This is a genomic window from Curtobacterium sp. JUb34 (assembly GCF_003755065.1).
Lineage (GTDB): Bacteria > Actinomycetota > Actinomycetes > Actinomycetales > Microbacteriaceae > Curtobacterium.
Genome location: NZ_RJVH01000001.1, coordinates 1,279,256 through 1,305,180 on the forward strand (window position 1 = coordinate 1,279,256; position 25,925 = coordinate 1,305,180).

27 protein-coding genes are annotated in these 25,925 nt (G+C 70.4%); 15 read left to right on the forward strand and 12 right to left on the reverse strand.

The features are described 5' to 3' along the window. Positions 1–15 precede the first annotated feature (15 nt). Both EDF63_RS06195 and EDF63_RS06200 read right to left on the reverse strand, forming a co-directional pair. Positions 16–462 carry a hypothetical protein gene (locus EDF63_RS06195; RefSeq protein WP_123312053.1) on the reverse strand — a complete coding sequence of 149 codons (447 nt, stop codon included), beginning with the start codon at positions 460–462 and terminating at the stop codon, positions 16–18. Positions 463–533: 71 nt separating this feature from the next. Beyond that, a complete protein-coding gene (locus EDF63_RS06200; RefSeq protein WP_148061739.1) occupies positions 534–1,493 on the reverse strand; it encodes a phosphotransferase in 960 nt (319 codons plus the stop codon). Positions 1,494–1,682: 189 nt separating this feature from the next. On the opposite strand from EDF63_RS06200, the gene EDF63_RS06205 reads away from it, so the two are divergent. The 9 genes from EDF63_RS06205 to EDF63_RS06245 all read left to right on the forward strand — a co-directional run bounded on the left by EDF63_RS06205 (position 1,683) and on the right by EDF63_RS06245 (position 11,961). Next, entirely contained in the window at positions 1,683–3,737 is a 2,055-nt protein-coding gene (locus EDF63_RS06205; protein ID WP_123312057.1) for an MDR family MFS transporter, read from the forward strand. Between the two features lie 61 nt (positions 3,738–3,798). Beyond that, positions 3,799–4,383 (forward strand): TetR/AcrR family transcriptional regulator, encoded by a 585-nt coding sequence (locus EDF63_RS06210; protein ID WP_123312059.1) that lies wholly within the window; start codon positions 3,799–3,801, stop codon positions 4,381–4,383. Positions 4,384–4,701: 318 nt separating this feature from the next. Next, a complete protein-coding gene (locus EDF63_RS06215) occupies positions 4,702–6,039 on the forward strand; it encodes an enolase C-terminal domain-like protein (protein ID WP_123312061.1) in 1,338 nt (445 codons plus the stop codon). A 67-nt stretch (positions 6,040–6,106) separates the two neighbouring features. Continuing rightward, positions 6,107–7,345, forward strand: coding sequence for a sugar ABC transporter substrate-binding protein (locus tag EDF63_RS06220; protein ID WP_260232986.1), 1,239 nt, complete (start codon positions 6,107–6,109; stop codon positions 7,343–7,345). Positions 7,346–7,452: 107 nt separating this feature from the next. After that, positions 7,453–8,427, forward strand: a complete 975-nt coding sequence (locus tag EDF63_RS06225; protein ID WP_123312065.1) for a carbohydrate ABC transporter permease — start codon at positions 7,453–7,455, stop codon at positions 8,425–8,427. Next, positions 8,420–9,310 (forward strand): carbohydrate ABC transporter permease, encoded by an 891-nt coding sequence (locus EDF63_RS06230; protein ID WP_123312067.1) that lies wholly within the window; start codon positions 8,420–8,422, stop codon positions 9,308–9,310. The genes EDF63_RS06225 and EDF63_RS06230 overlap by 8 nt, the downstream gene beginning before the upstream one ends. 34 nt (positions 9,311–9,344) lie before the next feature. Next, on the forward strand, positions 9,345–10,670 hold the full coding sequence (locus tag EDF63_RS06235; protein ID WP_123312069.1) for an alpha-L-fucosidase: 1,326 nt from the start codon (positions 9,345–9,347) through the stop codon (positions 10,668–10,670). Next, on the forward strand, positions 10,670–10,996 hold the full coding sequence (locus EDF63_RS06240) for an L-rhamnose mutarotase (RefSeq protein ID WP_123312071.1): 327 nt from the start codon (positions 10,670–10,672) through the stop codon (positions 10,994–10,996). The genes EDF63_RS06235 and EDF63_RS06240 overlap by 1 nt, the downstream gene beginning before the upstream one ends. Further along, positions 10,993–11,961 (forward strand): aldo/keto reductase, encoded by a 969-nt coding sequence (locus tag EDF63_RS06245; protein ID WP_123312073.1) that lies wholly within the window; start codon positions 10,993–10,995, stop codon positions 11,959–11,961. The genes EDF63_RS06240 and EDF63_RS06245 overlap by 4 nt, the downstream gene beginning before the upstream one ends. 94 nt (positions 11,962–12,055) lie before the next feature. Here the strand turns inward: EDF63_RS06245 and EDF63_RS06250 are convergent, their stop codons facing one another. From EDF63_RS06250 to EDF63_RS06275, 6 genes are all read right to left on the reverse strand, one after another. Next, entirely contained in the window at positions 12,056–12,334 is a 279-nt protein-coding gene (locus EDF63_RS06250; RefSeq protein WP_123312075.1) for a GlsB/YeaQ/YmgE family stress response membrane protein, read from the reverse strand. A gap of 96 nt (positions 12,335–12,430) precedes the next feature. Beyond that, positions 12,431–13,108 (reverse strand): FadR/GntR family transcriptional regulator, encoded by a 678-nt coding sequence (locus EDF63_RS06255; RefSeq protein ID WP_111086323.1) that lies wholly within the window; start codon positions 13,106–13,108, stop codon positions 12,431–12,433. Between the two features lie 87 nt (positions 13,109–13,195). Beyond that, the gene (locus EDF63_RS06260; RefSeq protein WP_123312077.1) at positions 13,196–13,954 is read right to left on the reverse strand and encodes an SDR family NAD(P)-dependent oxidoreductase; all 759 of its coding nucleotides are present in this window, start codon (positions 13,952–13,954) and stop codon (positions 13,196–13,198) included. Continuing rightward, complete coding sequence (locus tag EDF63_RS06265) at positions 13,954–14,823, reverse strand: fumarylacetoacetate hydrolase family protein (RefSeq protein WP_123312079.1); 870 nt, start codon at positions 14,821–14,823, stop codon at positions 13,954–13,956. The genes EDF63_RS06260 and EDF63_RS06265 overlap by 1 nt, the downstream gene beginning before the upstream one ends. A gap of 42 nt (positions 14,824–14,865) precedes the next feature. Further along, positions 14,866–15,705 (reverse strand): amidohydrolase, encoded by an 840-nt coding sequence (locus EDF63_RS06270; RefSeq protein ID WP_221180529.1) that lies wholly within the window; start codon positions 15,703–15,705, stop codon positions 14,866–14,868. 413 nt (positions 15,706–16,118) lie between these two features. Further along, positions 16,119–16,394, reverse strand: a complete 276-nt coding sequence (locus tag EDF63_RS06275) for a glutaredoxin domain-containing protein (RefSeq protein ID WP_123312083.1) — start codon at positions 16,392–16,394, stop codon at positions 16,119–16,121. A 49-nt stretch (positions 16,395–16,443) separates the two neighbouring features. Here EDF63_RS06275 and EDF63_RS06280 point away from each other — a divergent pair, with 49 nt between their 5' ends. Genes EDF63_RS06280 through EDF63_RS06290 form a run of 3 tightly spaced genes read left to right on the forward strand, consistent with a single transcriptional unit; the run spans position 16,444 to position 20,050 of the window. Then, positions 16,444–18,132 (forward strand): adenosylhomocysteinase, encoded by a 1,689-nt coding sequence (locus EDF63_RS06280; RefSeq protein WP_123312085.1) that lies wholly within the window; start codon positions 16,444–16,446, stop codon positions 18,130–18,132. Beyond that, positions 18,129–19,556 (forward strand): amidohydrolase family protein, encoded by a 1,428-nt coding sequence (locus EDF63_RS06285; RefSeq protein ID WP_260232987.1) that lies wholly within the window; start codon positions 18,129–18,131, stop codon positions 19,554–19,556. The genes EDF63_RS06280 and EDF63_RS06285 overlap by 4 nt, the downstream gene beginning before the upstream one ends. After that, the gene (locus tag EDF63_RS06290; protein WP_260232988.1) at positions 19,553–20,050 is read left to right on the forward strand and encodes a cupin domain-containing protein; all 498 of its coding nucleotides are present in this window, start codon (positions 19,553–19,555) and stop codon (positions 20,048–20,050) included. Before EDF63_RS06285 ends, EDF63_RS06290 begins: the two co-directional genes overlap by 4 nt. Positions 20,051–20,092: 42 nt before the next feature. Here the strand turns inward: EDF63_RS06290 and EDF63_RS06295 are convergent, their stop codons facing one another. The 3 genes from EDF63_RS06295 to EDF63_RS18400 form a co-directional block, all read right to left on the reverse strand. After that, positions 20,093–20,668 carry a hypothetical protein gene (locus EDF63_RS06295; protein WP_123312089.1) on the reverse strand — a complete coding sequence of 192 codons (576 nt, stop codon included), beginning with the start codon at positions 20,666–20,668 and terminating at the stop codon, positions 20,093–20,095. Then, positions 20,665–21,288 carry a hypothetical protein gene (locus EDF63_RS06300; protein WP_123312092.1) on the reverse strand — a complete coding sequence of 208 codons (624 nt, stop codon included), beginning with the start codon at positions 21,286–21,288 and terminating at the stop codon, positions 20,665–20,667. The genes EDF63_RS06295 and EDF63_RS06300 overlap by 4 nt, the downstream gene beginning before the upstream one ends. 152 nt (positions 21,289–21,440) lie before the next feature. Then, positions 21,441–21,932 (reverse strand): hypothetical protein, encoded by a 492-nt coding sequence (locus tag EDF63_RS18400; RefSeq protein WP_131877413.1) that lies wholly within the window; start codon positions 21,930–21,932, stop codon positions 21,441–21,443. A 464-nt stretch (positions 21,933–22,396) separates the two neighbouring features. On the opposite strand from EDF63_RS18400, the gene EDF63_RS06310 reads away from it, so the two are divergent. From EDF63_RS06310 to EDF63_RS06320, 3 genes are read left to right on the forward strand one after another with little or no spacing between them, the layout of a single operon-like run. Then, complete coding sequence (locus EDF63_RS06310; RefSeq protein ID WP_123312096.1) at positions 22,397–23,218, forward strand: ABC transporter substrate-binding protein; 822 nt, start codon at positions 22,397–22,399, stop codon at positions 23,216–23,218. Between the two features lie 4 nt (positions 23,219–23,222). Continuing rightward, complete coding sequence (locus EDF63_RS06315; protein WP_123293349.1) at positions 23,223–24,101, forward strand: amino acid ABC transporter permease; 879 nt, start codon at positions 23,223–23,225, stop codon at positions 24,099–24,101. After that, entirely contained in the window at positions 24,098–24,874 is a 777-nt protein-coding gene (locus EDF63_RS06320) for an amino acid ABC transporter ATP-binding protein (protein WP_123312098.1), read from the forward strand. The genes EDF63_RS06315 and EDF63_RS06320 overlap by 4 nt, the downstream gene beginning before the upstream one ends. Here the strand turns inward: EDF63_RS06320 and EDF63_RS06325 are convergent. Beyond that, positions 24,871–25,836 (reverse strand): NAD(P)H-quinone oxidoreductase, encoded by a 966-nt coding sequence (locus EDF63_RS06325; RefSeq protein ID WP_123312100.1) that lies wholly within the window; start codon positions 25,834–25,836, stop codon positions 24,871–24,873. The two genes, EDF63_RS06320 and EDF63_RS06325, sit on opposite strands and share 4 nt — an antisense overlap. Positions 25,837–25,925: the final 89 nt, after the last annotated feature.

Consider the following 25,925-nt stretch of genomic DNA (forward strand, 5'->3'; position numbering starts at 1 on the left):
CGGGCGTGGCGAGGATCAGTCCTCGTCGCGCCCGTTCTCGTCGCGGCGCTCGCGCTGCTGGCCACCGGCGTCCTCGCGCTGGCCGCCGCTGCGCTCGTTCGCGTCGCGCGGATCCTCAGCGGCGGCGGCATCGCGCTGGTCGGCGAGCCGCTGCTGCCAGACGACGCTGCGGGCCGCGCCCTCGAGGACGTCGTCGACGCTGCGCCCGGTCTGCGCCGCGAGCGCGCCACTGAGCCCCGCCGTCAGGGTCCCGCCGGCCGACGCCAGCCGCTCGACCACCTGCTCCTGGCGTGGGGTGAGGGGTTCGTCGATCATCTCGTCGATGGTGTCGCGGATGTTCTGTTCGCTCGCGTCCAGTGCCGCCTCGTCACCGGAGTGCAGCGCTGCTGCTTCTCCGACGACGACGAGACCGAGGCGCGCTGCGTCGTCTTCGGGACGCGGAGTGCGGTGCTCATCAGTCATGCGGGGGACCGTACGCTCCGGGGTGCCGCGCTTGCTGGACAGTCGGGGTACCCGACGCCTGTTGCCCGTCGTCAGCGCGGCGCCGCGTCCCACCGGCGGAGCAACCACTCCGCCGCGGCGACCCCCTCGCGTCGTTGGAAGTCGCGGATGGTCGGCATGTTCGGCGGTGCCGGCGGCAGCGCGTGCTCGAAGAACAGTCCGGCGAGACCAGCGAGGACGGCGTCGACCGTCGCGGCGGGCAGGCCGGCGAACACCGGGTGGGTGGCGAGGTGGTGCTCGACGTCGCTGTCCTCGCCGCGGACGAGTGTGTCGACCAGGTAGGTCAGCGGGTCGAGCCAGTGCGCGCCGATGCTCGCCCACGGCCAGTCCACGACCCAGACGACCCCGGAACCGTCGACGAGCAGGTTGTCGGCACGGCAGTCGGCGTGCACGAGGTGGTCGCCGTCGACGAGTGCCGCTGCTCGGTCGGCGGCTCGGGCGATCGCGGGTCCGGCGGTGAGGACGTGTGCCGGCACGACCTCGGCCACCCGGTCGGCCAGGGTCGGGTCGCCGAGCATCCGGTCCCAGGCGCTGAACTCGTGGCGCAGGTCGTCGGCGATCCGGGGGAGGGCGCGGAGGTCCCCGGTCGCCGGCGGCAGGGTGTCCAGCGCATCGAGCACCGCCGCGGTGTCCCTGCCGTCGAGTGCTGCCCCGGGGTGCCCGCCCTCGATGTCGTCGAGGACCAGGACGACCCATTCGTCGCCGTCGGCGGTGGCGTCGAAGGCGTCCAGCAGGCGCGGCGCCTGCACCGTCGACGGCAGCTGCGCCACCACACGGGCTTCCCGGCGGTGCAGGTCGAAGGCATCGGCGTTCCGCGATCGCGAGACCGTCTTGACGAACGCCCGCCGCCCCGTGGCCGTGACCACACGGTCGGCACTCCCCGGCGACCACCCGGCCGCCTGGGACTCGGTGGTGGTCACCGTTCCGCCGAGGGTCTGCTCCACCCGTTCGCGCAGGATCGCCGGCACGTCCGTCCACGCAGTTCGCCCCATGCCCGACGACGCTACCTGAGAAGCCGTTCACGAACGTGCACGGATGGCAAGTTTGCGTTGGCGGCAAACGTGCTCGTGATGTAAAGTTGCAGAGTCTGCAAGGTTGACCCGCCGTTCGACGGCCAGCCGCGCACGCTCCGGCGTCCCTTGCTCCGCACGTCGACCACCACGCACCCCTGAAGGACCCCCATGTCTACTGCCACAGCACCCGTCGAGGTGTCGCGCGGACGACACGACTCCCCGGCCAGCACGCCGGGCAAGCCGATCATGTCGCACCGTCAGATCCTGCTCGTCATCTACGGCCTCATGGCCGGCATGTTCCTGTCGTCGCTCGACCAGACGATCGTCGGCACCGCGATCCGCACCATCGGCGACGACCTGCACGGTCTCGACCAGCAGGCCTGGGTCACGACCGCCTACCTGATCGCGTCGACCATCACGACGCCGATCTACGGCAAGCTCTCCGACGTCTTCGGCCGCCGCCCCCTCTACATCTTCGGCATCGCGGTCTTCATCCTCGGCTCGCTGCTCTCGACGATGTCGACCTCGATGATCATGCTCGCCGCGTTCCGCGCCTTCCAGGGCATCGGTGCCGGTGCGCTGATGTCGCTGCCGCTGGCGATCATGGGCGACATCCTCGCCCCGCGTGAGCGTGCCAAGTACCAGGGGTACTTCCTCGCAGTGTTCGGCATCTCGTCCGTCATCGGCCCGCTCATCGGCGGCCTGTTCGCCGGCGCGAGCACGATCCTCGGCGTGACCGGCTGGCGCTGGGTCTTCCTGATCAACGTGCCGATCGGTGTCGCGGCGCTCCTGATGGTCATCGCCTTCCTGCACCTGCCGAAGTTCGGTGACGCCAAGGCGAAGCCGCGCATCGACTGGTGGGGTGCCACCTCGGTCATCGCGACCCTCGTCCCGCTCCTGCTCGTGGCCGAACAGGGCCGCACCTGGGGTTGGGGTTCGGCCGGCGCCATCGCCTGCTACGTGATCGGCGCGCTCGGACTCGTCGCCTTCCTGGTGATCGAGACCCTCATGAAGGACGACGCGATCATCCCGCTCAAGCTGTTCCGCTCGGGCACCTTCTCGATGGCCACGATCCTCGGGTTCCTGGTCGGCTTCGCGATGTTCGGCGCCATGCTGACGATCCCGCTGTACCTGCAGATCGTGACCGGCCTGACGCCCACCGAGTCCGGCTTCGCGACCCTGCCGATGATCGGCGGTCTGATGATCGCCTCGATCGCCTCGGGGCAGATCGTCGCCCGCACCGGTCGCTACCGGATCTTCCCGGTCATCGGCACGGCCCTGGTCTCGGTCGGCTACGTCGTCCTGACGTTCATGACGATCGACAAGCCGCTCTGGTTCCTGATGATCGGGATGTTCCTGATCGGCCTCGGCCTCGGACAGCTCATGCAGAGCATCACCCTGGCCTCGCAGAACTCCGTGCAGCCGCGAGACATGGGTGTGGCGACGTCGTCCGCCACGTTCTTCCGCCAGATCGGTGGAACGCTCGGTACGGCGGTCCTGCTGAGCGTCCTGTTCTCGATCATGCCGGCGAACATCCTGCACGCCACCGCGGACCAGAAGAACCTGTCCGGTGCGCTCGATGCCGCGCTGAACCCGACCGTCGCCACGGCGAAGGCGAACGCGGGCGTCATGGAGCAGATCTGGAACCCGATCGTCACCCCGCTGAAGTCGCAGGTGCAGTCCGGCCTCGACCAGGCCACGGCGCAGGTGACCACGGCCACGGCCGGCGCTCCGGAGGCCGTTCAGCAGCAGGCCCTGACCGCCGCAGCCGACAAGGCGCACGCCAGCGTGCAGGACGGCACGCTCGTGGTCGACTGGGCGGACGCCTCGCAGCGCTCGTACTGGGTCGGTGAGCTCGCTCCCGAGCTGTCGAAGCAGATCGACGAGGGGGCCGGCGACGGCAGCAGCTCGAGCAGCGAGACGAGCGACACGTCCTACCTCAACGGCGCGACCCCGGCACTGACCAAGCCGTTCATGACCGGCTTCAACGCGTCGGCCGTGACGGTCTACTGGGTCGGCTTCGCCGTGATCCTGCTCGCGTTCGTCCTCAGCTGGTTCTTCAAGGCGCCGCCGCTCCGCAAGAGCTCGGCCCTGCAGGAGCAGGCCGACCAGGCCGGGACCGCTGACGACCTCGAGGTGCAGGCCGTGAAGGCGGCCGACACGATGGGGTCGCCCACGGCGCCCGTCACCGGTTCGATCCCCGTCCAGCGGGACCGCGCGTAGGAGCGGCCACCGGGGCCTCCCGTCGCCAGACGGGAGGCCCCGACCCGCACCAGGAGCAGCAGTGAGCACGATCGAATCCCACCCGGCGGGTGACAGCGGCCTGCGGGAGCGCAAGAAACAGCAGACCCGGCACGCGATCCACCAGGCTGCGCTGGCACTGGTCATCGACCGCGGCCTGGCCGGTGTCACGGTCGAGGAGATCTGCGCCGACGCGGGGGTCTCGCCCCGCACCTTCTTCAACTACTTCCCGTCGAAGGGCGACGCGGCACTCGGGCTCCCCGACGGTTCGGTCCCCGAGGCTGCTCGGCAGGCGTTCCTGACCGCCGAGGGTCCGCTCGTGTCGGACCTGTGCGACCTCGTCGCCCGGACGGTGACGCTGCCCGCGGATCGCCGCCGCGTGAAGGAACTCGTGCAGGAGCGCCCGGAGATGGTGCCCGCGATGCTGCAGTGGATGGCGCGGGCCCGGCTCGCCGTGTTCGAGGTCGCCGCGGAGCGCACCGACGTCGACTCCGCGCGGACCGCGGTGACGCTCGTCATGGCGGCGCTCATCGAGTCGGCGCACCGCTTCGCCGACGGCTCGCGCGACGAGCTGGCGGACCGCCTCCGCGGCGTGGTGGCCGAGATGGGCCGGCTCGCCACCGCCTGAGACGCGACCACGGACGGGAGGCGCGGCGTGGGTCCGACCCGCACCGCGCCTCCCGTCCGTGGTCCGGTCGCCCCCGCCGAAGCGACAGATGCGCGTCCCCGCTGTCGACGGTGCCGCGAGCGCGACAGATCCCCGCGAACAGTCGGCGGGGATCTGTCGCTTTCACGGATCGGCCACACGGGCGCAACGCGCACAGCCATCCGACGACTTTGCGCCGTTCGAGACCAGAACGTGACGAAGCGTTCTCTTGACGCCGGAGACATCCGATGTTTTGATTACCTCGTTCGGTCGACGGAGACCGGACGGCAGGAGACACGAATGAGCCGCATCACCGGTCTGCACGTGCGCGACATCCGCTTCCCGACCTCTCGGGAGCACGACGGATCCGACGCCATGAACCCCGCACCCGACTACTCGGCCGCCTACGTCGAGATCACGACCGACGCCCTGGACGGTCTCGTCGGCACCGGCTTCGTCTTCACCATCGGCCGCGGCAACGAGGTGCAGGAAGCCGCGATCGCCGCCCTGCGCGGCCACGTGGTCGGCGCCGACGCCGAAGCGGTCCTGGCCGACATGGGCGGCACCTGGCGGGCGATGGTCCACGACTCGCAACTGCGCTGGCTCGGCCCGGAGAAGGGCGTCATGCACATGGCGATCGGCGCCGTCGTGAACGCGCTCTGGGACCTCCGGGCGAAGCGCGCCGGACAGCCCCTCTGGGCACTGCTCGCCGACCTGAGCCCCGAGGAGCTCGTCGACCTGGTCGACTTCCGGTACCTCACCGACGCGATCACGCCGACCGAGGCGCTCGAGCTGTTCCGGGCCGCCGAACCGCACCGTGCGACCCGTCGGGCTCGGCTCGAGCAGCAGGGCTACCAGGCGTACACGACCACCCCGGGTTGGCTCGGCTACGACGACGAGAAGCTCGCCCGGCTCTGCCGCGAGGCCGTCGACGAGGGCTTCGAGCAGATCAAGCTCAAGGTCGGCGGCGACGTCGACGAGGACGTCCGCCGGATGGGCATCGCCCGCGCCACGGTCGGCCCCGACGTCCGCATCGCGATCGACGCCAACCAGCGGTGGGACGTCGACGAAGCCGTCACCTGGATCGAGCGGCTCCGCCCGTTCGACATCGCCTGGGTCGAGGAGCCCACGAGCCCCGACGACATCCTGGCGCACGCCGAGATCGCCCGGCGGATCGCCCCGATCCCCGTCGCGACCGGTGAGCACATGGCCAACCGGGTGATCGCGAAGCAGCTCATCCAGGCGGGATCGATGTCGGTGCTGCAGATCGACGCCACCCGCGTCGCCGGGGTCAACGAGAACCTCGCGATCCTGCTCCTCGCCGCGAAGCACGGCGTCCGGGTCTGCCCGCACGCCGGCGGCGTCGGCCTGTGCGAGGCGGTGCAGCACCTGTCGATGTTCGACGCCGTCGCGCTGACCGGCGACCTCGACACCCGCTGCATCGAGTTCGTCGACCACCTGCACGAGCACTTCGTGACCCCGGTGGACGTCCACGACGGTCGCTACTGGCCGCCGACCGCCCCCGGAGCCGGCACCGAGATGCTCGCCGGCTCCCTCGACGCCTACGCCTTCCCGGACGGCCCGGCCTGGGCCGTGGTCGACACCGAGACGGTCCCCGACGCGGTCCGCGTCGCCTGAGCCGGCACGCAAGCACGCCAGCAACCCACCCCACACACCCCATCACCACGACGAAGTGGAGACACCGATGCAACGACGACGACTCACCGCGGGGCTCGCGGCAGCAGCAGCTGCCGCCCTCGTGCTCACCGGCTGCTCGTCCGGCAGCACCGCCAGTGACGGCCAGTCCGCGGACGCCCTGACCTGGGCCATGTGGATCGCCGGGAAGGAGGACAAGGCCGCCTGGCAGAAGGTCGCCGACACCGTCAAGACCGACGACGAGGTCGACGTCACGATCCAGGGCTCACCCTTCAACGACTACTGGACGAAGCTCCGCACGCAGCTCTCCACCGGCACCGCGCCGTGCATCGTGAGCATCCAGTCGCTCCGTGCTGCGAACTACACGGACGTCCTCGTGCCGATCGACGACATGGCGGAGAAGGCGAACCTCGACCTGAGCGAGTACGACCAGACCGGGCTCGACGGCATGAAGGTCGACGGCAAGCTCTACGGTCTGCCCTACGACACCGGCCCCATGGTCATGTTCTACAACAAGGACATCTTCGAGAAGGCCGGCGTCGCCGAGCCGAAGCCCGGCTGGACGGTCGACGAGTTCGAGGCTGCCGCGAAGGACCTCAAGGCGGCCGGCACCCCGATCTGGGGCACGAGCGTCGAGGACATCCCGCTCGAGTCGATGATCCTCGGCTACAACGGCGGCCGCGTGATCGACGCCGACGGCACGCTCGACGCCTCGAACGCGGAGTTCGCCGAGGGGCTCGACTGGATCGGCGGCCTGGTCAAGGACGGCTACGCCACCCAGGCCAGCACCGACGGCTCCACCGACGACAACGCGTTCGTGTCCGGCGACGTCGCGATGTACAGCGACGGCCCGTGGTCGATCATCAGCCAGAAGGCCAAGGTGAAGTTCGACCTCGGCATCACCACGATCCCCTCCGGCACGGACGGGCCCAGCTCGTTCGCGGCCGGGTCGGGCTTCGGCATCTCGAAGCAGTGCAAGTACCCCGAGCAGGCGTTCAAGGCCATCAGCACGATGACGAACGAGGCCACGCTCACCTCGCTCGCCGAGCAGGGCCGCGCCTTCCCGGCACGCACCGCGGCGCAGCAGGCCTGGTACGACAACGCCGGCATCGACGGGGTCGAGGACGCGCTGAAGACCGGACTCGACGACGCCACGCCCCTGCCGGGCAACAAGCAGAGCGACCAGCTGAACCAGCTCTTCGCGCAGTACGCGCTGCAGGCGGTGAACGGACAGACCTCCGGCAAGGAGACGATGTCGTCCATCGCGAGCCAGCTCGGCTCGCAGTGACGGGCGTCACCCCCTGACGGACTGGAGGCGCGGGCCGACCCCGCCCCGCGCCTCCCATCCGCCCCATCCGAAGTGCAGGACCGCGCGAACGACGAGGAGGTCGTCGCATGACCACCATCCAGGACCCACCCGCCGAAGCGGCGGTCGCCGCTCCGCCGGTCGCGGTCGCGACCGGCGGCACACCCCGCCGGAAGACCGGCGGCGCCGACGCCGAACTCGGCCGCCGCTCGTGGTGGGGCGCCGCCTTCGCCGCACCGCACTCGATCGGACTCGTCGTGTTCACGGCGTTCCCGATCCTCGCGTCGCTCGTCGTGAGCTTCATGAACTGGCCGATGCTCGGCGAACGGTCGTGGGCCGGGCTGTCGAACTACACGCAGCTGTTCTCCGACCCGATCTTCCGGACGGTCACGCTCAACACGGTGCTGTTCGTCGTGCTCTACGTGCCGCTCAACCTCGTGGTCTCGCTCGGCCTCGCCGCGTGGTTGACACCGAAGATCCGGCACCGCCACGTGTTCCGGGTGCTGTTCTTCATCCCGACCATCACGCCGATCGTCGCGAACGTCGTCGTCTGGCGGATGCTCTACCAGCCCGGTGGTGCCATCGACGCGACCCTGCAGTCGACCGTCGGCGTGAACGCACCGAACTTCCTCGCCGACGACAACTGGGCCATGCTCGCCGTCGTCGCGATGAGCGTCTGGCAGGGCTTCGGCTACAACATGCTGATCTTCTCGGCGGCACTCGACTCGGTGCCCGAGAACCAACTCGAAGCGGCACAGCTCGACGGCGCCAACGCCTGGCAGATGTTCTGGCGGATCAAGTTCCCGCTCATCTCGCCGTCCATCTTCTTCGCCACGATGATGACCCTGATCACGTCGTTCCAGGTGTTCGTCCAACCGTTCGTGCTGACGAAGGGCGGACCGGGCACCTCGACGGAGACCCTCGTGCAGTACATCTACAACACGGGGTTCCAGACGCAGCAGCTCGGACTGGCATCGGCCGGCGCCTGGGTGCTGTTCGTCATCATCCTCGGGATCACGGCCATCCAGTTCCTCGGACAGAAGCGGTGGGTGCACTATGACTGAACTGACCTCGTCCAACCGGACGATCAACCCGCGGGCGCTGCCCCGCACGCACCGCCAGTCCGGCCGGGTGCGGCACGCCGTCGGCTACGTGCTGCTCTGCCTGGTGGCCCTGCTGTTCGTCTCGCCGCTCATCTACATGGTGGCGACGAGCCTGAAGCCCTCGGCGGACGTGTTCACGACGCCGCCGACCCTGTGGGGTTCATCGATCGAGTGGGGCAACTACGCGCAGGCGTTCACGTACCTGCCCTTCGCCCGCTTCATCCTCAACGGGATCTTCGTCGCCGCTGCCGGCACCGCGATCAACGTCGCCGTCGCGGTGCTGTCCGGGTACGCGTTCTCTCGGCTGCGGTGGCGCGGACGGAACACGGTCTTCGTCCTGTTCCTCGCGACGCTGATGATCCCGCAGGACGTCCTCGTCATCCCGATGTACGTGATGATGCAGGGCTTCGGCTGGGTCGACACGTTCCAGGCGCTCATCATCCCGTGGGCGTTCACGGCCCTCGGCGCGTTCCTGGTGCGGCAGTTCTTCCTGACCGTGCCGCAGGAACTCGACGACGCCGCCCGGGTCGACGGTGCCGGTGCCATCCGGACCTTCTTCTCGGTCATGCTCCCGCTCGCCCGGCCGACTATGGCCGTCCTCGCGGTGTTCTCGTTCATCTCGTACTGGAACTCGTTCCTCTGGCCGCTCGTCATCGTCAACGACGTCGAAGCCCGGGGCACCATCCCGCTCGGCCTGCAGCAGTTCTTCGGGCAGCAGGGCTCCGAGTGGAACCTCGTGATGGCGGCGTCGGTGATCTCGATGCTGCCCACCGTGATCCTGCTCGTCCTGCTGCAGAAGCACCTCGTCAAGGGCATCGTCACCAGCGGCCTCGGCGGCCGGTGACACCCCTCCCCCCTCTGAAAGGAACACTGGCCTCATGACCATCACCGCACCTGCAGAGCCGCAGACCGCGACCGACGCCGCCGGGTTCCCCGCGTGGTTCACCCACGACCGGTTCGGCATGTTCATCCACTGGGGGCTCTACGCCCTGCCGGCACGGCACGAGTGGGTGAAGAACCGCGAACGGATCACCGACGCCGACTACCAGAAGTACTTCGACCACTTCGACCCCGACCTGTTCGACGCCGCTGACTGGGCCCGCCGTGCTCGCGAAGCCGGCATGAAGTACGTCGTGCTCACCACGAAGCACCACGAGGGCTTCTGCCTCTGGGACAGCAAGCTCACCGACTACAAGTCCACGAACACCCCGTTCGGCCGCGACATCGTGCGCGAGTTCGTCGACGCCGTCCGGGCCGAGGGGCTGCGGGTCGGTTTCTACCACTCGCTCATCGACTGGCACCACCCCGACTTCACGGTGGACGGCGTGCACCCCCGGCGCGACGACTCGCCCGAGGAGATCGAGGCGTTCGACCAGGGCCGCGACATGTCGCGCTACCGGGAGTACCTGCACGGTCAGGTCGAGGAGCTGCTCACCGACTACGGGCAGGTCGACTACCTGTTCTACGACTTCTCGTACCGGGACAACGACCACGAGGACATCTGGGGCGGCAAGGGTCGGGACGACTGGGGCTCCGAGGAGCTCATGGCCCTGACGAAGCGCCTGCAGCCCGGCATCATCGTGAACGACCGGCTCGACATCCCCGGCGACCTGGTCACTCCGGAGCAGTACCAGCCGGACAAGCCGATGGAGGTCGACGGTGCTCCGGTGCCGTGGGAGGCCTGCCAGACACTCAACGGTTCGTGGGGCTACGACCGCGACAACGTGAACCTCAAGCCGGTCGACCTGCTCGTCCGCATGCTCGTCGACGGCGTCTCGAACAACGGGAACATGCTGCTCAACATCGGACCCACCGGCCGGGGCGAGTTCGACGGGGTCTCCCGCCAGACCCTCGACGGCATCGGCACGTGGATGCACCAGCACGCCCGGTCCGTCTACGGCGCCGGGCCGTCGTCCTTCGTCGCGCCACGCAACACCGTGTACACGCAGAACGGCAACCGCCTGTACCTGCACCTGTTCGCGTGGCCGTTCGAGCACGTGCACCTGCCCGACCTGGCCGGCAAGGTGGCGTACGCGCAGCTGTTGAACGACGCGTCGGAGCTGCACTTCCGCGAGATCCCGCCGGGGACCCGCGCGCAGAACACCGGGCTCGGCGGGCAGCCGGCCGGGACACTGACGCTCACGCTGCCGATCGTGCGGCCGGACGTCGCCGTGCCGGTGGTCGAACTGTTCCTGCGCGACTGATGCAGCGCATCCTGTCGAGGACCCGACTGCGGGCGGGGAACGAGGCCGCGTACGACGCCGTGCACGCCTCGGTCCCGCCCGCGCTCGCGACCCGACTGCGCGAGGCCGGCGTGCACGACTGGACGGTGTGGCGCGACGGGCTGGACCTGGTCCACCTCATCGAGGTCGAGGACTACCGCGCGATGCGTCGGGCGCTCGCCGACGACCCCGTCAACGCCGCGTGGCAGGAGACGATCAACCCCTTGCTCGAGGCCGACGACGACTACTCGGGGAACGACGACGGGATCCCGCGGGTCTGGTCGCTCGCCGGCCAGGTGGACGCATGACGGAGCTCGACCTCGACCTCGACCTCGACCGGGGACCGTTCTGGTTCGGCGGCGCCGGCATCGGGAACCTGTTGCGCGCGGTGTCCGACGACGACGCCCGTGCCACGGTCGACGCCGCGTGGGACGAGGGCGTGCGCGGGTTCGACACCGCGCCGCACTACGGCCTCGGGCTGTCCGAACGACGGCTCGGGGCGGCGCTCGCCGACCGCCCGCGTGACTCGTTCCTGGTGTCGACGAAGGTCGGGCGGCTGCTCGTGCCCGGTCGCGGCGACGGGGACGACCTGGCGTCCGGCGGGTTCGCGGTGCCGAACGACACCGTGCGGCAGTGGGACCCGTCGCCGTCGGGCGTGCGGCGGTCGTTGGACGAGTCGCTCGGACGGCTCGGACTCGACCACGTCGACGTCGCGTACCTGCACGACCCCGACGTCTACTCGCTCGAGGACGGCCTGACACAGGCACTGCCGACGCTCGCCGAGCTGCGGGACGAGGGTGTCGTCCGGGCCGTCGGTGTCGGGTCGAACTCGGTCGATGCCCTCGACGCCGCGGTGTCCACCGGCCTCTGCGACGTCGTCATGCTCTCGGGGCGGTACACGCTCCTGGAACAGCCCGCGGCGGCGCTCGTCGCCCGGTGCGCCTCACTCGGCGTCGCGGTCGTCGCGGTCGGGGTCTACAACTCGGGGCTGCTCGGGCGGGACCGGCCGGACGCCACGGCGACCTACGACTACGCGGCTGCTCCGGCCGAGCTCGTCGCTCGGGCGAACGCGATCGCCGACGTGTGCGAGCAGCACGGGGTCACGTTGCCCGAGGCTGCGCTGGCGTTCCCGCGCCGAGCGGCCGCGGTCGCCGCGATCGCGCTCGGCGTGCAGTCCGCGGAGCAGGTGCGCTCGAACGTGGAGCGGGCCGCGGCCGTGGTCCCGGAGTCCCTGTGGGAGGACCTGCGCGCGGCCGGCCTGCTGCACGACTGACGTCCCTGCCGAAACGAAACCAGGTTCCGGACACCGCACCAGGCGTTTCCGTGGTGCTGTGTCCGGAACCTGGTTCCGGCGGGGGCGCTGGTGCCTAGCGGGTCTTGGCGCTGCGACCCGAGAAGCGGATGTAGATGATCAGCACGATGATGGCGCCGATGATCGAACCGATGATGCCGGCGGGCTGGAAGAAGCCGTCCATCGGGTCGTGCTGGAAGATCAGGAACCCGAGGAACCCGCCCACGAACGAGCCGATGATGCCCAGCAGGATGGTCATGGGGATCGAGATGTTCTGCTTGCCGGGGACGACGAGCCGGGCGATGGCGCCGGCGATGAGTCCGACGATGATCAAGCTGATGATGAGACCGAGCACGGTTTCCTCCTCGTGGGTGCGGTTGCCGCGGCATGGTTGCCGGAGTCAGGGCCGACGACCAACGCAACACCCACCCACCTGCACGCGTTCTCGGTTTCAGTCGAGGGAGCGCCGCAACCAGCGCTCGACACCCTCGACGTGCGACACCACCAGGGCCTGCACGAGCTGCGGATCGCGCCGTCGGATGGCGTCCACGATCGCGGCGTGCTCGTCGAGGGTGCGCTGCACGGAGCCGTTCTGCGTCAGCCCGCGCCAGACCCGCACCCGCACGGTCTTGCTCGACAGGGCGTCGAGCAGCCCGGACAGGTACTGGTTGCCGCCGATGCCCGCGATGGTCGAGTGGAACAGCAGGTCGTGGGCCACGAGGTCCTCGACACCGGTGTCCTCGCCGACGGACTGCATCAGCGTGGCGAGCTCGTCGATCTGCTGCTCCGAGGCCCGCGCGGTCGCCAGGACGGCGGACGCGGGCTCGAGGATGCGTCGGACCTCGAGCAGGTCGACGAGGGATCGGTCGTGGTGCATGTCGACGACGAACGACACGGCCTCGAGCAGGACGCCCGGTTCGAGCGAGGTCACGTAGGTGCCGTCGCCGCGCCGGACGTCGAGCACGCGGATGAGCTCGAGGGCCTTCACCGCCTCGCGCAGACTGTTCCGCGACAGGCCGAGTGACTCGCTCAGTTCCTTCTCGGGCGGGAGGCGCTGCCCGGGTTGGAGCTCACCGCTCACGATCATCTGCTGGATGCGTGCGATCGCATCGTCGGTCAGCGACGCCACGTCACCACCTCCTGATCCCGGCCCGCTCGCGGACGCGAGCGGACAGGTCGACGATAGCCGGGCCTCCCGGTCGTCACGGGCCGACCATCAGGCGGGCCGCAGCCGGAGGGCCTGCATCCCGCCGTCGACCGCCAGGTCGACGCCCGTCGTCGACCGGGCGAGCGGGCTCGTCAGGTACGCGACCGCCTCGGCGACCTCCTCCGCCTGCACGAGCCGACCGTGCGGCTGCCGGGCCTCGAGGGCAGCGCGCTCCGCGGCCGGGTCACCGGCAGTCGACAGCAACCGCGCGACCCACGGGGTGTCGGCGGTCCCCGGGTTCACGGCGTTGACGCGGATGCCCTCGCGGATGTGGTCGGCTGCCATGGCGCGGGTCAGGGCGGCGATCGCGCCCTTCGTCGCCGAGTAGAGCGCCCGCTGGGGCAGCCCCGCGGTCGCGGCGATGGAGCAGGTGTTCACGATGCTCGCGTTGCCCGACGCCCGCAGGTGGGGGAGCGCGGCCCGCGACAGCCGGACGGCACCGAGGACGTTGACCTCGTACACGCGGCGCCACTCGTCGTCGGGGTTGTCCTCGACCGTGCCCTGCGCGCCGATGCCGGCGTTGTTCACCAGGACGTCGAGGCCGCCGAGCTGCTCGACGGCGGTGGCGACGGCCGTGCGGACGGAGGCGTCGTCGCTGACGTCGCACGTGACGGAGACGAACCCCTCGGCGGTGGACGGCTGGAGGTCGAGGACGGCGACCGTCGTCCCGCGGTCCCGCAGTGCGACGGCGATCGCGGCGCCGATGCCGGACGCGCCCCCGGTGACGATCGCCCGGACGCCGTCGTGGCTGCCGGTTGGGTTTGCCATCAGGCTGCCCCGACCGTCTGGCGCTGCGAGCCGAGCCCGTCGGCGGTGAGCTCGACGACGTCGCCGGGCTGCAGGTAGGGCGCGTGACCGGCCAGTGCCACCCCCGCCGGGGTGCCCGTGCTGATGACGTCGCCGGGGTACAGCACCATGAACTGCGACAGGTACCGGACGATCTCCACAGGCCGGAAGATCATGTCGGCGGTGGTGCCGTCCTGCCGGACCTCGCCGTTGACGGTCAGCCGGAGCGCGAGTGCCGCGGGGTCGAGACCGGCGGCGTCGAGCGACCCGGGCGTCACCAGCCACGGGCCGAGCGGGTTGAAGGTCTCGCAGGACTTCCCCTTGTCCCACTGCCCGCCGCGTTCCAGCTGGAACTCGCGCTCGGACACGTCGTTCGCGATGGCGTAGCCGGCGATCGACGCCTCGGCCGCTGCATCGGACTCGCAGTACCGGGCGGTGCGGCCGATGACGATCGCGAGCTCGATCTCCCAGTCGGTCTTCGTGCTGTTCCGGGGGATCAGGACCTCGTCGTCGGGGCCGATCACCGTCATCGGGTCCTTCATGAACACGATCGGTTCCGTGGGGATGTCGGCGCCGGTCTCGGCAGCGTGGTCGCGGTAGTTCAAGCCGATGCAGACGACCTTGCCGGGCCGGGCGATCGGTGCACCGCGCCGCATGCCGTCGGCCCGGTCTCGGTCGATGCTCGGCAGGTCGCCAGCGCTGCGTGCGTGGTCGACGCGGCCGACCGGGTCCGAGGCCAAGAAGGCCCCGTTGACGTCACTGGTGATGGAGCGGAGGTCGAAGACCTCGCCGTCGGTGTCGATGGCCACGGGGATCTCGCTCCCCGCCGGGCCGAGTCGTGCGAACTGCATCGTTCCTCGCTCTCCGGCTGCGCCAGTGCAGCCGAAGACATCCTATGTCTGAGTGCGGCCGCGGACAAGGTAGACGCGTTCCGCGGTACCGCTGAGGACGGCTTCGTGCTCGGTCGTCGACAGGTCGTCGAGTGCCGACGTCGTCCGCTGCACGACGTCGGCGTACCCGGTCGCCAGGGTCGACACCGGCCAGTCCGAGCCGAACATCGACCGTTCGGGACCGAACTGCTCGACGACCCCGCGGACGTACCGGTCGACCGGGCGGTCGCGCCAGTGCGGGCCGGCCTCGGTGAGCAGACCGGAGACCTTGCACGTGACGTTCGGGCGCGCGGCGAAGTCGGTCATCCGTCCCCGCCAGGCCGGATCGCCAGTGTCGATCGACGGCTTGCCCGCGTGGTCCAGGACGAACGACGCCTCGGGGACGGCATCGATCAGGGTCAGAGCGGCGGCGTGCTCGCGCGCACGGACGAGGACGTCGAACGCCAGGCCGGCGGCGGCGAGTGCGTGGACCCCGCGGACGACGTCGGGGCGGGCGAGCCAGTCCGCGTCGGGTTCGTCCTGCGCCTGGTGCCGGATGCCCACCAGGCGCTCGCCGCCGGGCAGTGCTCGAACGGCGGCGATCCGGTCGGTCACGTCCGGCGCGGTCAGGTCCACCCAGCCGACGACGCCTGCGACGGGTCCGGGTTGCTCGAGCAGCCAGGCGGTCTCGCCGGGGTCGTGCACGGCCTGCACGACGATCGTCCGCGTCACGCCGGTGCCCTGCGTCGCCGCGCGGAGGTCGTCCACGTCGAACCGCCGCCGGATCGGGGCGACGGAGTCGTCCATCCACGGGTACGGCCGGTCGGCAGGGTTCCAGAGGTGGTGGTGAGCGTCGATGATCACGCGCTCATGATGCCCCATTCATCCGATGTCCGCCCGTGCGTGGTGTGCTCGGCGCGAAAGCGACAGAAGTTGGCGTCATCAGCCGGTCCGGTCCGCAAGAGCGACAGTCTGCCGCCGATGTTCGGCGGCACACTGTCGCTTTCGCGGAAGCGCCAGCGCCAGTGCCAGCGCCGGCGCCAGCCGGGCTCGACACGGACACGCGGGCTCGGGACACGACCCCGGCCGGGAGGCGCGGCGCGCGTCGGGCGCGCACCGTGCCTCCCGGCCGGGTTGATCCCAGAGCATCCTGCGAATGCGACAGATCTCGTCCCGTCGCGCGGTCGGTGCCGCCAGCGCGACAGTCTGCCGCCGATGTTCGGCCGAGATCTGTCGCTTTCGCGGAAGCGACAGATCTCGGCCGAGCCGCCCGCAGCTCAGACGGCGCCGGAGGCCTCGAGCTCGGCGCGCAGCTCGGCGTCGGACGGCTCGACGAAGTGCTTGCCGTTCGGCAGCACCACGACGGGGATGTTCTTCCGCCCACTGATCGCCTCGGCCCGGTCGGCCGCCGACAGGTCCTGCTCGACGTCGACGTACTCGTAGTCGACACCGAGGGTGTCGAGCAGCGCCTTCGACCGGCGGCAGTCGCGGCACCAGTCCGCGCCGAACATCGTCACCTTGTCGAACGCTTCGGTCGTGGTTGCATCGCTCATGCCCAGAGAGTACGTCGGCGGGCCCCCGTGCATTCCCTACGATTGACGCATGCCGCCAGGACCCGACCCCGAGACGCGATCCTGGGCGTCGGCGGCCGTCCGACGCTTCGCCGCGGTGACGAACCTGCTCGTGGCGGCTCGCCGGTTCCGCATCGTCGGTGGCGACCCCCGCGACGCCGCGGCGCTGCACGAGCTGCTCACCGGACTCGGCGCACGCCCGGCCGCGGAGCACGAACCGATCGACCAGCTCTGGTGCCTCGGTTCCCCCGAGGACTCCACCCCCGCCATCGAGCGCGAGGCCGACCGTCCCCGTGGCGCCACGCTCATCGTGATCGACGCCGGCCGGCACCTGCCCGCCGTCGATGAGGACGCCTTCGGTCCCGTCGTCACCGCACGCCCAGGGGTGCTCGGCGTCCCGATGCTCTCCGACGACGTCTTCTTGGTCTCCACCGGTCGCGACCCCGAGGACGACCCGGCCGCCGACGCGCGCCTGCGCTGGGCACGACGCTCGATGCCCGTCTCGCGTGCGGTCGCCGCGGAACTCCGTGACGGCGGACTGCTCCGTGGCACCCGCATCGGCGTCGCGATGTTCCTCGAGCCGAAGACGGCGGTGCTGAGCCTGTTGCTGCGCGACGCCGGGGCAGAGGTCGTCGTCTACGCGCACGCCGACGAGACCGACGACGCCGTGGCCGCGTCGCTCCGGGCAGCGGGTCTGCCGGTGTACGCGAGCAGCACCGCCACACTGCCGGAGCAGAAGGCGCTCGCCCTCGCGATGCTCGACACCCGGCCGCACATCCTGCTCGACGACGGTTCGCACGTCATCCGGCTCGCCCACCAGGAACGACCGGACCTGCTGCCGACGATGCTCGGCGCGGCCGAGGAGACCACGAGCGGCCTCCGACCCCTGCGCGTGATGGCGTCGCGGGGCGAGCTCGGCATCCCCGTGGTCGCCGTCAACGACGCCCGCACCAAGACGTTCTTCGACAACCGGTACGGCACCGGGCAGTCGACGGTGTTCGCGGTGCTCGACCTGGTCGACGGGCTCCCGTCCGGTACGCACCGAGTCAAGTCGGGAGGCGCGGCGGTCGTCGCCGGGTTCGGGCACGTCGGCGAAGGGGTCGCGTTGGTGCTGTCCGCCCTCGGGTTCCGGGTCACGGTCGCCGAGACGGATCCCGTGCGCGCCCTGCAGGCGCTGTTCGCCGGCCACGCCGTCGCGCCGCTCGCCGAGGCCGTGCAGGACGCCGACCTCGTGCTGAGCGCCACCGGGGTCGCCGACACCATCGACCTGCGGGTGCTGCGCTCGTGCGCGGACGGGGCGGTCGTCGCCGTCGCGGGCGGGGTCGACCACGAGGTCGCGCTGGCCGACGCGATGGCGGCCGGCGCCACCCGACAGCAAGTGGGCCCGAAGGCCGAGCGCCTCGTGTTCCCCGATGCCGACGGCGGGCCCATCGTGCTCGACCGCGGCGGGTGCATCAACATCACGGCGGCCGAGGGCAACCCGATCGAGATCATGGACCTGTCCTTCGCGGCGCAGCTCGGGGCGGTCCGCATGCTGCTCGAGCGGGGCGACGAGTTGGCGCGAGCCGTCGTGCCCATCGACCCCGCGGTCGACGACGCGACCGCGCGCACGGCGCTCGCCGCCTTCGGAGCGCACCCCGTTCCTCCCGTCCCCCTTGCCGAGCACCCGGCGGACCGCGAGCCGGACGTCCGGACGCGCCGTTTCGGAGACCCCGCATGAGCGCTGCGCCCCCGAGCGACCTGCACCCGAGCGCCACGTACCCGCGTGCCGACCACCCGGTCGTCGTGCACTCGGCACGCGTCGTCGTGCCGATGACCGCGCCCCCGATCGCGGACGGCGCGGTCGCCGTGCAGGACGGCCGCATCCTGCACGTCGGCGACCGGTCCTGGGTCGTCGACCAGCTCGCCGGTTCCGGCACGACGTTCACCGAACGGCAGTGGCGCGGAGCCCTCCTGCCGGGGCTCGTCAACGCGCACTCGCACCTGCAGTACACCGGCATGGCCAGTGTCGGCCGAGGCCAGTACAACGGTTTCGAGGACTGGGCGGCCGCGTTCAACCAGGACTACGCCGAGCCGCACGACTGGCGGGCCGAAGCCGCTGCGGGCGCCGCGGCGTCGATCCGCGCCGGCGTCACGAGCATCGCGGACATCGTCACCGACATCGAGGCCTCCACCGCGCTCGAAGACGCCGGCCTCGGCGGCATCGCCTACTGGGAGGTGATGGACTGGGAGAACGACGCCTGGCAGTCGCACGGCCGCGACCAGGTGCTCGACGAACTCGCCCGGATCCCGACCACCCCCGGGGCCGGCCTGTCACCGCACGCGCCCTACTCGCTCGAGGTCGCGCCCCTGCTCGAACTCCCCGACATCGTCCGGCAGCGCGGACTCCGACTGCACCTGCACCTCGGCGAAGCTGCCTTCGAGGGGGAGCGCGTCGCCCTCGGACCCGTCCCCGGACTCGACGGTGTCGACGGCGTCGGCCACGGCAACGACTGGCACCTGGCGAACGTGCCCTCGTTCCGGGCGCTGCGAGCCCTCGGGTTCGGGGCGAGCGCCACCGCGTTCGTCGACCGACTCGGCGTGCTCGGGCCGGACTGCCACATCGCGCACGGCGTCTACATGACCGCAGCCGACCGGGCGCTCCTGCGCGCCCGTGGCACCGCCGTCGCCCTGTGCCCGCGGTCGAACGCCGTCATCGGCCTCGACCCGCCGCCCGTCGCCGACTACCTGCGCGAGGGCAGCCCGATCGCCATCGGCACCGACTCGCTGTCGTCGTCCCCGTCCCTCGACCTGATGGCCGACGTCACCGCGTTGCACCGGATCGCCCGCGCCCAGGGCTACGGGCACCGCGACCTGCACGAGCGGCTCCTGGCGGCGGCGACGCTCGGCGGTGCGCACGCCATGGGGCTCGCCGTCGGACCGGACCGCATCGGCCACCTCGCCGTGGGCGCCCGCGCCGACCTGGCCGTCTTCGACGTCGACGCCCGGACCGTGCCCGACGCACTCGCCGAGCTCGTCGAGGACGGCGCCGGGCGCGCAGCCGCCACCGTCATCCGCGGGGTCGTCCGCGCCGTCGACGGAGCGCTGACCGGCGTGACCACGCCATCACCCGACCGCCCTGTCATCCCTGTGGAGGAATCATGACCGAGCCCGCACCCCGCCCCGGCATGGCCGCCCGTCGCACCGTCGACGGCGCACTGATCGAGTGGCTCGACTTGCCGAAGCGCGCCATCGCCCTCGGCATGGAGCCGCACCCCGAGGGCGGTTGGTACGTCCGCACCTGGACCTCGCCGGCCACGGTGACGACGCCCGCGGGTGACCGCCCCGCCGCGACCCTGATCCACTTCCTGCTGCCCCCGGGCGAGGCCTCGGCCTGGCACCGGGTGACGAGCGACGAGATCTGGATGTGGCACGGTCCGGACACCGTCGAGCTCGAACTCGGCGGCTCCGGCGATGCTCCCGAGCCCGGTGCGCGGATCACCCTCGGGCCCGACGCCGGTCGCGACCGGGTGAACGACGCGCAGGCGTTCGTGCACGGTGGCGTGTGGCAGCGGACGATCCCGAACGACGGCGAGGTGCTGCTGAGCTGCCTCGTGTCGCCGGGCTTCTCGTTCGAGGACTTCACGATGGCCGACTGACCTATCACTTGCGTGACCGCGGCGTCGAGTGGTGAAGGTTGGTCAGCGGATTGCTGCGTTGTCCCAGATGTTGCGCACGAAGCCAGCAACACGTGGAAGCAACGGGCCGGCCATGAGGGCCGTGGTTGCGAGCAGCGTTGCCGCCTGCAGGGCCAGGAACAACTCGAGCCACAGCGGCACGAACCCGCCCACCGCCCACGACACCGCCAGGATCGCCGTGAGCGACGACCCCACGCGCAGCACCTTCATCGGAGATCTGCTCCATGTGACGAGCGCGGAGGCCGCGAACGCCAGCGGCACGAGCGCGTGCAACGCGGTCGACAGCGGGAGCCACAGATCGGTGCCGAGAGCTGGCGACTGTGTCACGACGAACCCCGCCACGGATGCGGCGGCGACGCCGGGTGCGAGATCACGTCCACGCACTGCGAACACCATGCAGGCCGATCCACCGAGCACGGCCAACGCGACGAAGAACGCCGCCGCGCCGAAGCCGAACAGGTGGGAGCCACCGAAGCCGAGCAGGTTGTCGACGGACAGGACGGTGCTGCTGAGTGATGCGATCGTTCCGGTGGTCGCGACCGCGGTGCGCTCCGAAGCAGGCCTGGACGTGCTCGTCATGGGCTTCCCTCGACTGGACTCACGGTGGCGGCCACCTTCTCGTACGCGGTCGCGCACTTCGCCTTGAGGCGAGGACCGATCGGTGAGAGCGCTGCTACCCATCGCTCCGTGTCCGGGACCTTGCGGATGCGGTCCCTGCCGAGGCTGTCGACTGCTGCGTGCACTTCGGCAGTGACGGCCGGGAACAACCTGTCGTACTGGGCCGCTGTCTCGTTGCGCCCACTCGGATGGTTCACGTACCGCTCTCCCTCGCTCGCGACGAACTGCGTGCAGGTGGTGAGGTAGTCCTGCTCCGCTGTCAGCTTCGTGGGGGACCCGGCATCCCCGGCGATCTTCGGCGCGTCTGGAGGAGCGTCCAACGCCGCGACGATGGCAGGTGGTCCGATCACGTACCAGTTCTCACCGCGAGCGACGGCACGTTCCCCGTTGAACGTGTCGGCCCAGTCCTCAAGCGTCTGCGGAACGGACGCGGTGTGAGCGTAGGCGCGGACGAACGTTGCATCACCACCGTTGAAGCAATCGAATCCCCGCATCGCGTCCCAGAAGGCAAGGTCATCGAGCAACGCGTCGGCGTCGTCGCACGGCACGGAATCGCGGAGCTGATCAGCGATCGACTGCATCGAAGCCACGTCGAGCGCAGGCTCGTCGGGCCGGGGCGCCGGGCCGGAAGGAGCCGCTCGAAGTTCGCCGGATGCGCAACCCGACAGAAGAGCTGCGGCGACGCAGCTCGAGGCGATGACCCCGAGCCCGCGTCGCCGCATGCTGTGCCGTGTCACTGCCACTGCACGCCGGCCCAGCCGACCGCGGTGAGCCCCTTCATCTTCTTGGTGCCGGCAACATTGCCCCACGGAACGGTCTTCGTCTGCCCCGAGCCACAGCCGATCGCCGTCCAGGTGGGTGCGTGCTTGGAGTTGAACCCCTTGCCCCAGATGCAGGGGTTGGTGGTACCCATGTGCTTGTACCACTTGTACGGGGCCCGCGCTGCGGCGTTCCAGCCGATCACGTTGCAGCCGTTGACGGACTGGCCCATGACCGGTAGCACCGTGAAGGCGCGGTCCTTACAGTTACCGGACTGGGTCGTGGGGCCGTCGCCGACCATTACGACCTCACTGTCGGGATCAAAGCTCCCATCGACCACGACGTGCGGCGGGATCGCGGCCCGTAGGAGTTCATCGCTTGCATGTGCCGGGACGGCGGGTGCCAGCACTGAAGCCGCGACCGCGGTCGACACGAGTACAGCACAAAATGTGTTCTTCTTGGTCATCTCTCACCCTTGAGTAGCCGGTGAAGTGTTACCGGATGCACACATACTGCACGGCGACAGCGATCTAGGCAACCCGTCTCTTGGCCGGACGGGAAGTCGTTGCCGTGACCTCCCGCGTCGTCGACGTTGGGTTGGCATCGGAGGCTGATGCGCGACCGGCTGTGACTGCAGATCTCGGCTGATCGCCTGGTGCGCTCGGCACGACGCCGTCGTTCTGCGGGACAGAGCGGAGGAGGTCCAGAGCGCAGAAAGGGGGCGCCCCGTGCTGGGACGCCCCTTGATCTCAGACCTCAGCCGAGCATGCGCTCGGTTCAGCCCGCGTCGCCAGATTACCAGCCAGACGTCGACCCGTCGACTGGTGTGTGACACGAGACCGGGTCACGAGGGGCACCCGGAGTCGCGTTGGTATCCCACCGCGAAGTACACTTCGACCTGCCCCCAGCCCCTCGCACGAAGGCCCGACCGTGACCCGATCCCTCCGCCTCACCCTCGCCGTCGCAACAGCCGCGGTCGCCGCCCTCGCCCTGACGTCGTGCGCCGCCGGCAGCGGCAGCAACGACGACGGCACCGTCACCGACGGCAAGCTGACGATCGCCACCGGTGAGCCGGCGTACTCGCCGTGGATCGAGGACAACAAGCCGGAGTCCGGCAAGGGCTTCGAGTCCGCCGTGGCCTACGCGGTCGCGAAGGAGATGGGCTACACCAAGTCCGACGTCGTCTGGAAGCGCAGCACCTTCGACAGCGCGATCGCCCCGGGGCCGAAGGACTGGGACCTCAACGTCCAGCAGTTCTCCATCGACGCCAAGCGCAAGAAGGCCGTCGACATGTCGAGCGCGTACTACACGACCACGCAGGCCGTGGTGACGACCAGCACCTCGAAGGCCGTCGACGACACGAGCATCGCCGCCCTCAAGCAGGACGCGATCGGTGTCGCCACCGGGTCCACGTCGATCGCGAGCGTGAAGAGCGTGCTCGGGATCACCCCGCAGGTCTTCAACTCGAACGACGACGCCGTCCTGGCGCTCAAGTCCGGCCAGATCGACGCGATCGTCACCGACCTGCCGACGGCGTTCTACATGGCCGCAGCGCAGCTCGACGACGGCACGGTGTCGGCGCAGTTCCCGTCGGACGGCAAGGGTGACCAGTTCGGCTTCGTCCTGCCGAAGGGCTCGGAGCTCACGAGCAAGGTGGACAAGGCACTCAAGTCGCTCGAGGACGACGGCACGCTCGAGGACCTGCAGACCAAGTGGCTCTCCTCGGAGACCAACACCCCGGTCCTGAAGTAACCGCATGACCGTGCCAGCAGGCGCCGGTACCCCGGTCGCCGCAGCCGCGCCGAGCCAGGTCGAGGCCGAGCGGCGGCTCTACCGCCGGCAGCGCGGACGCCGGTCGATCGTGGTGTCGGTGGTGTCGACGCTCGTGGTGATCGCGATCGCCTACTTCGGCGTCGTGAACACCCCGGGCTGGGCAGCGGTCCAGCAGTCGTTCTTCGATCCGCAGACCGCGATCGACACGTTCCCGGACATCCTGCTGGGGCTCTGGCTCAACGTCCGCATCCTGTTCTTCAGCGCCATCGGCGTCGCGGTGTTCGGCACCCTGCTCGCGGTGGTGCGGGGCCTGCGGAACCCGGTCTTCTTCCCGTTGCGGATGCTCGCCACCGGCTACACGGACCTGTTCCGCGGCCTGCCGCTCATCATCGTGCTGTACCTGGTCGGGTACGGGATCCCCGGGCTCGGGGTGTTCCCGCGGCTGCCCGCCGAGGTCTGGGGCACCATCGCGATCGTCCTGACGTACTCGTCGTACATCGCCGAGGTCCTGCGTGCCGGCATGGAGGCTGTGCACCCGTCGCAGCGCCTCGCCGCCCGGTCGCTCGGACTGTCGCACGCGAAGACCCTGCGGCTCGTGGTGCTGCCGCAGGCGATCCGCAAGGTCACACCGGCGCTGATGAACGACTTCGTCTCGATGCAGAAGGACGTCGGCCTGGTCTCGATCCTCGGCGCCGTCGACGCGGTCCGGTCGGCGCAGATCGCCCAGGCGGAGACCTACAACTTCACGCCGTACTTCGTCGCGGGACTGCTGTTCGTGGTGATCAGCCTGCCGCTGATCCGCGTCACGGACGCGATCGCACGCCGCCAGCAGCGGCGCGAGCAGATCGGAGGGACCGTATGAGCGAGGTCGGCCAGGAGGCCCGTGGTGCGTCGGGTGCGGACGCTGCGGTCCTCGAACTGCGTGGGGTGCGCAAGGCCTTCGGCGAGCACGAGGTCCTGCGCGGCATCGACCTGACGCTGCACCGCCACGAGGTCATCTGCGTCATCGGCGCGTCCGGCTCGGGCAAGTCGACCCTGCTCAAGACGGTGAACCTGCTCGAGGGCATCGACGACGGCGAGATCCTGCTGCAGGGCACGGACATCGCCGATCCCCGCATCGCCGTCGACGGTGTCCGCGCCCGCATCGGCGTGGTCTTCCAGCAGTTCAACCTGTTCCCGCACATGACCGTGCTCGACAACGTGACGCTCGCCTCGCGCCAGGTGCACGGCGTCGGGCGGGCGCAGGCCGAGGCGACCGCGCGTCGGCTGCTCGAGCGCATCGGGCTGGCGGAGTTCGCCGACGCCTACCCGGACCGGCTCTCCGGCGGGCAGCAGCAGCGCGTCGCGATCGTCCGGGCCATCGCGTCCGACCCCGAGCTCCTCCTGCTCGACGAGGTCACGAGCGCACTCGACCCGCAGCTCGTCGGCGAGGTGCTCGACCTGGTCACCGAACTGAAGCGGCAGGGCTCGACGATCCTGATGACCACGCACGAGATGCACTTTGCACGGAACGTCGCCGACCGGATCGTGTTCCTACACCGGGGCGAGGTCGTCGAGCAGGGTGTCCCCGCCGAGGTCCTCGACGCACCGCAGCACCCGGCACTGGTCGAGTTCCTCTCCCGCGTCCACGCCTAGGGCGTCAGCAGCACCTTCCCGACGACCTCGCCGTCGCGGACCTTCCGGTGCGCCTCCTCGACCTCGGCCAGCGGCAGGACGGTGTCGACGACCGGTCGGACGCTGCCGTCGGCGACGAAGGGCCAGACGTGCTCGCGGACGGCGGCGACGATGGCGGCCTTCTCGGCGAGCGGGCGGGCGCGCAGCGTCGTGCCGCTGATCGACGCCCGCTTCCGCATCAGGGCACCGAGGTCGAGCTCGGCGGTGCTGCCGCTGCCCGAGGCGATGACGGCGATGTGCCCGTTGGGCGCGAGGGCCTGCAGGTTCCGCGCCAGGTACGACGGCCCGACGACGTCGAGCACCACGTCGACCCCGACGCCGTCCGTGAACGCCAGGACGCGTTCGACGAAGTCCTCGGAGCGGTGGTCGACGACCAGGTCGGCACCGAGGTCCCGCGACGCCTGGACCTTGCGGTCACCGCCGCTCGTGGCGATCACCGTCGTGCCCAGCGCCTTCGCCCACAGCACGGCGTGGGAGCCCATGCCGCCGGTGCCGCCGTGCACGAGCAGGGTCTGGCCGGGGCGGAGTCGGGCGAGCATGCCGATGTTCGAGTACACGGTGCAGGCGGCCTCGGGCAGGCCGGCGGCCTCGACCAGGTCGACCGAGTCGGGGACCGGCAGCACCTGCGTCGCGGGAGCCACGACGAGCGAGGCGTAGCCGCCGCCGGACAGCAGGGCGCACACGCGGTCGCCGACGGCCACCGAGGTCACCCCGTCGCCGAGGGCCCGGACGGTGCCGGAGACCTCGAGCCCCAGGATCTCCGAAGCGCCGGGCGGCGGCGGGTAGTTCCCCGCGCGCTGCTGCAGGTCGGCGTTGTTCACCCCGGCGGCGGCGACCTCGATGAGCACCTCGCCCGCGGCGGGCACCGGGTCGGGCAGGTCGGTCACGGACATGGTGGTGTCGTCGAAGGTGATGGCGCGCATGCCCTCGACGGTACGCCGGGCGGCCGGTCATCCTGTGAGTGCCCCATGTACGCTCGATGACGGATCTGCACCTCATCCGGGGGAGTGTG

What these genes read in the sequence shown, in the direction of transcription:
- EDF63_RS06325 (WP_123312100.1), bottom strand. Translation starts at nt 25,836, where the DNA reads ATGCGCGCCATCACCTTCGACGACACCACCATGTCCGTGACCGACCTG.
- EDF63_RS06195 (WP_123312053.1), bottom strand. Translation starts at nt 462, where the DNA reads ATGACTGATGAGCACCGCACTCCGCGTCCCGAAGACGACGCAGCGCGC.
- EDF63_RS06220 (WP_260232986.1), top strand. Translation starts at nt 6,107, where the DNA reads ATGCAACGACGACGACTCACCGCGGGGCTCGCGGCAGCAGCAGCTGCC.
- EDF63_RS06295 (WP_123312089.1), bottom strand. Translation starts at nt 20,668, where the DNA reads ATGACGAGCACGTCCAGGCCTGCTTCGGAGCGCACCGCGGTCGCGACC.
- EDF63_RS06200 (WP_148061739.1), bottom strand. Translation starts at nt 1,493, where the DNA reads ATGGGGCGAACTGCGTGGACGGACGTGCCGGCGATCCTGCGCGAACGG.
- EDF63_RS06275 (WP_123312083.1), bottom strand. Translation starts at nt 16,394, where the DNA reads ATGAGCGATGCAACCACGACCGAAGCGTTCGACAAGGTGACGATGTTC.
- EDF63_RS06265 (WP_123312079.1), bottom strand. Translation starts at nt 14,823, where the DNA reads ATGCAGTTCGCACGACTCGGCCCGGCGGGGAGCGAGATCCCCGTGGCC.
- EDF63_RS06320 (WP_123312098.1), top strand. Translation starts at nt 24,098, where the DNA reads ATGAGCGAGGTCGGCCAGGAGGCCCGTGGTGCGTCGGGTGCGGACGCT.
- EDF63_RS06225 (WP_123312065.1), top strand. Translation starts at nt 7,453, where the DNA reads ATGACCACCATCCAGGACCCACCCGCCGAAGCGGCGGTCGCCGCTCCG.
- EDF63_RS06315 (WP_123293349.1), top strand. Translation starts at nt 23,223, where the DNA reads ATGACCGTGCCAGCAGGCGCCGGTACCCCGGTCGCCGCAGCCGCGCCG.
- EDF63_RS06215 (WP_123312061.1), top strand. Translation starts at nt 4,702, where the DNA reads ATGAGCCGCATCACCGGTCTGCACGTGCGCGACATCCGCTTCCCGACC.
- EDF63_RS06205 (WP_123312057.1), top strand. Translation starts at nt 1,683, where the DNA reads ATGTCTACTGCCACAGCACCCGTCGAGGTGTCGCGCGGACGACACGAC.
- EDF63_RS06260 (WP_123312077.1), bottom strand. Translation starts at nt 13,954, where the DNA reads ATGGCAAACCCAACCGGCAGCCACGACGGCGTCCGGGCGATCGTCACC.
- EDF63_RS06235 (WP_123312069.1), top strand. Translation starts at nt 9,345, where the DNA reads ATGACCATCACCGCACCTGCAGAGCCGCAGACCGCGACCGACGCCGCC.
- EDF63_RS06290 (WP_260232988.1), top strand. Translation starts at nt 19,553, where the DNA reads ATGACCGAGCCCGCACCCCGCCCCGGCATGGCCGCCCGTCGCACCGTC.
- EDF63_RS06285 (WP_260232987.1), top strand. Translation starts at nt 18,129, where the DNA reads ATGAGCGCTGCGCCCCCGAGCGACCTGCACCCGAGCGCCACGTACCCG.
- EDF63_RS06230 (WP_123312067.1), top strand. Translation starts at nt 8,420, where the DNA reads ATGACTGAACTGACCTCGTCCAACCGGACGATCAACCCGCGGGCGCTG.
- EDF63_RS06300 (WP_123312092.1), bottom strand. Translation starts at nt 21,288, where the DNA reads ATGCAGTCGATCGCTGATCAGCTCCGCGATTCCGTGCCGTGCGACGAC.
- EDF63_RS06245 (WP_123312073.1), top strand. Translation starts at nt 10,993, where the DNA reads ATGACGGAGCTCGACCTCGACCTCGACCTCGACCGGGGACCGTTCTGG.
- EDF63_RS18400 (WP_131877413.1), bottom strand. Translation starts at nt 21,932, where the DNA reads ATGACCAAGAAGAACACATTTTGTGCTGTACTCGTGTCGACCGCGGTC.
- EDF63_RS06240 (WP_123312071.1), top strand. Translation starts at nt 10,670, where the DNA reads ATGCAGCGCATCCTGTCGAGGACCCGACTGCGGGCGGGGAACGAGGCC.
- EDF63_RS06280 (WP_123312085.1), top strand. Translation starts at nt 16,444, where the DNA reads ATGCCGCCAGGACCCGACCCCGAGACGCGATCCTGGGCGTCGGCGGCC.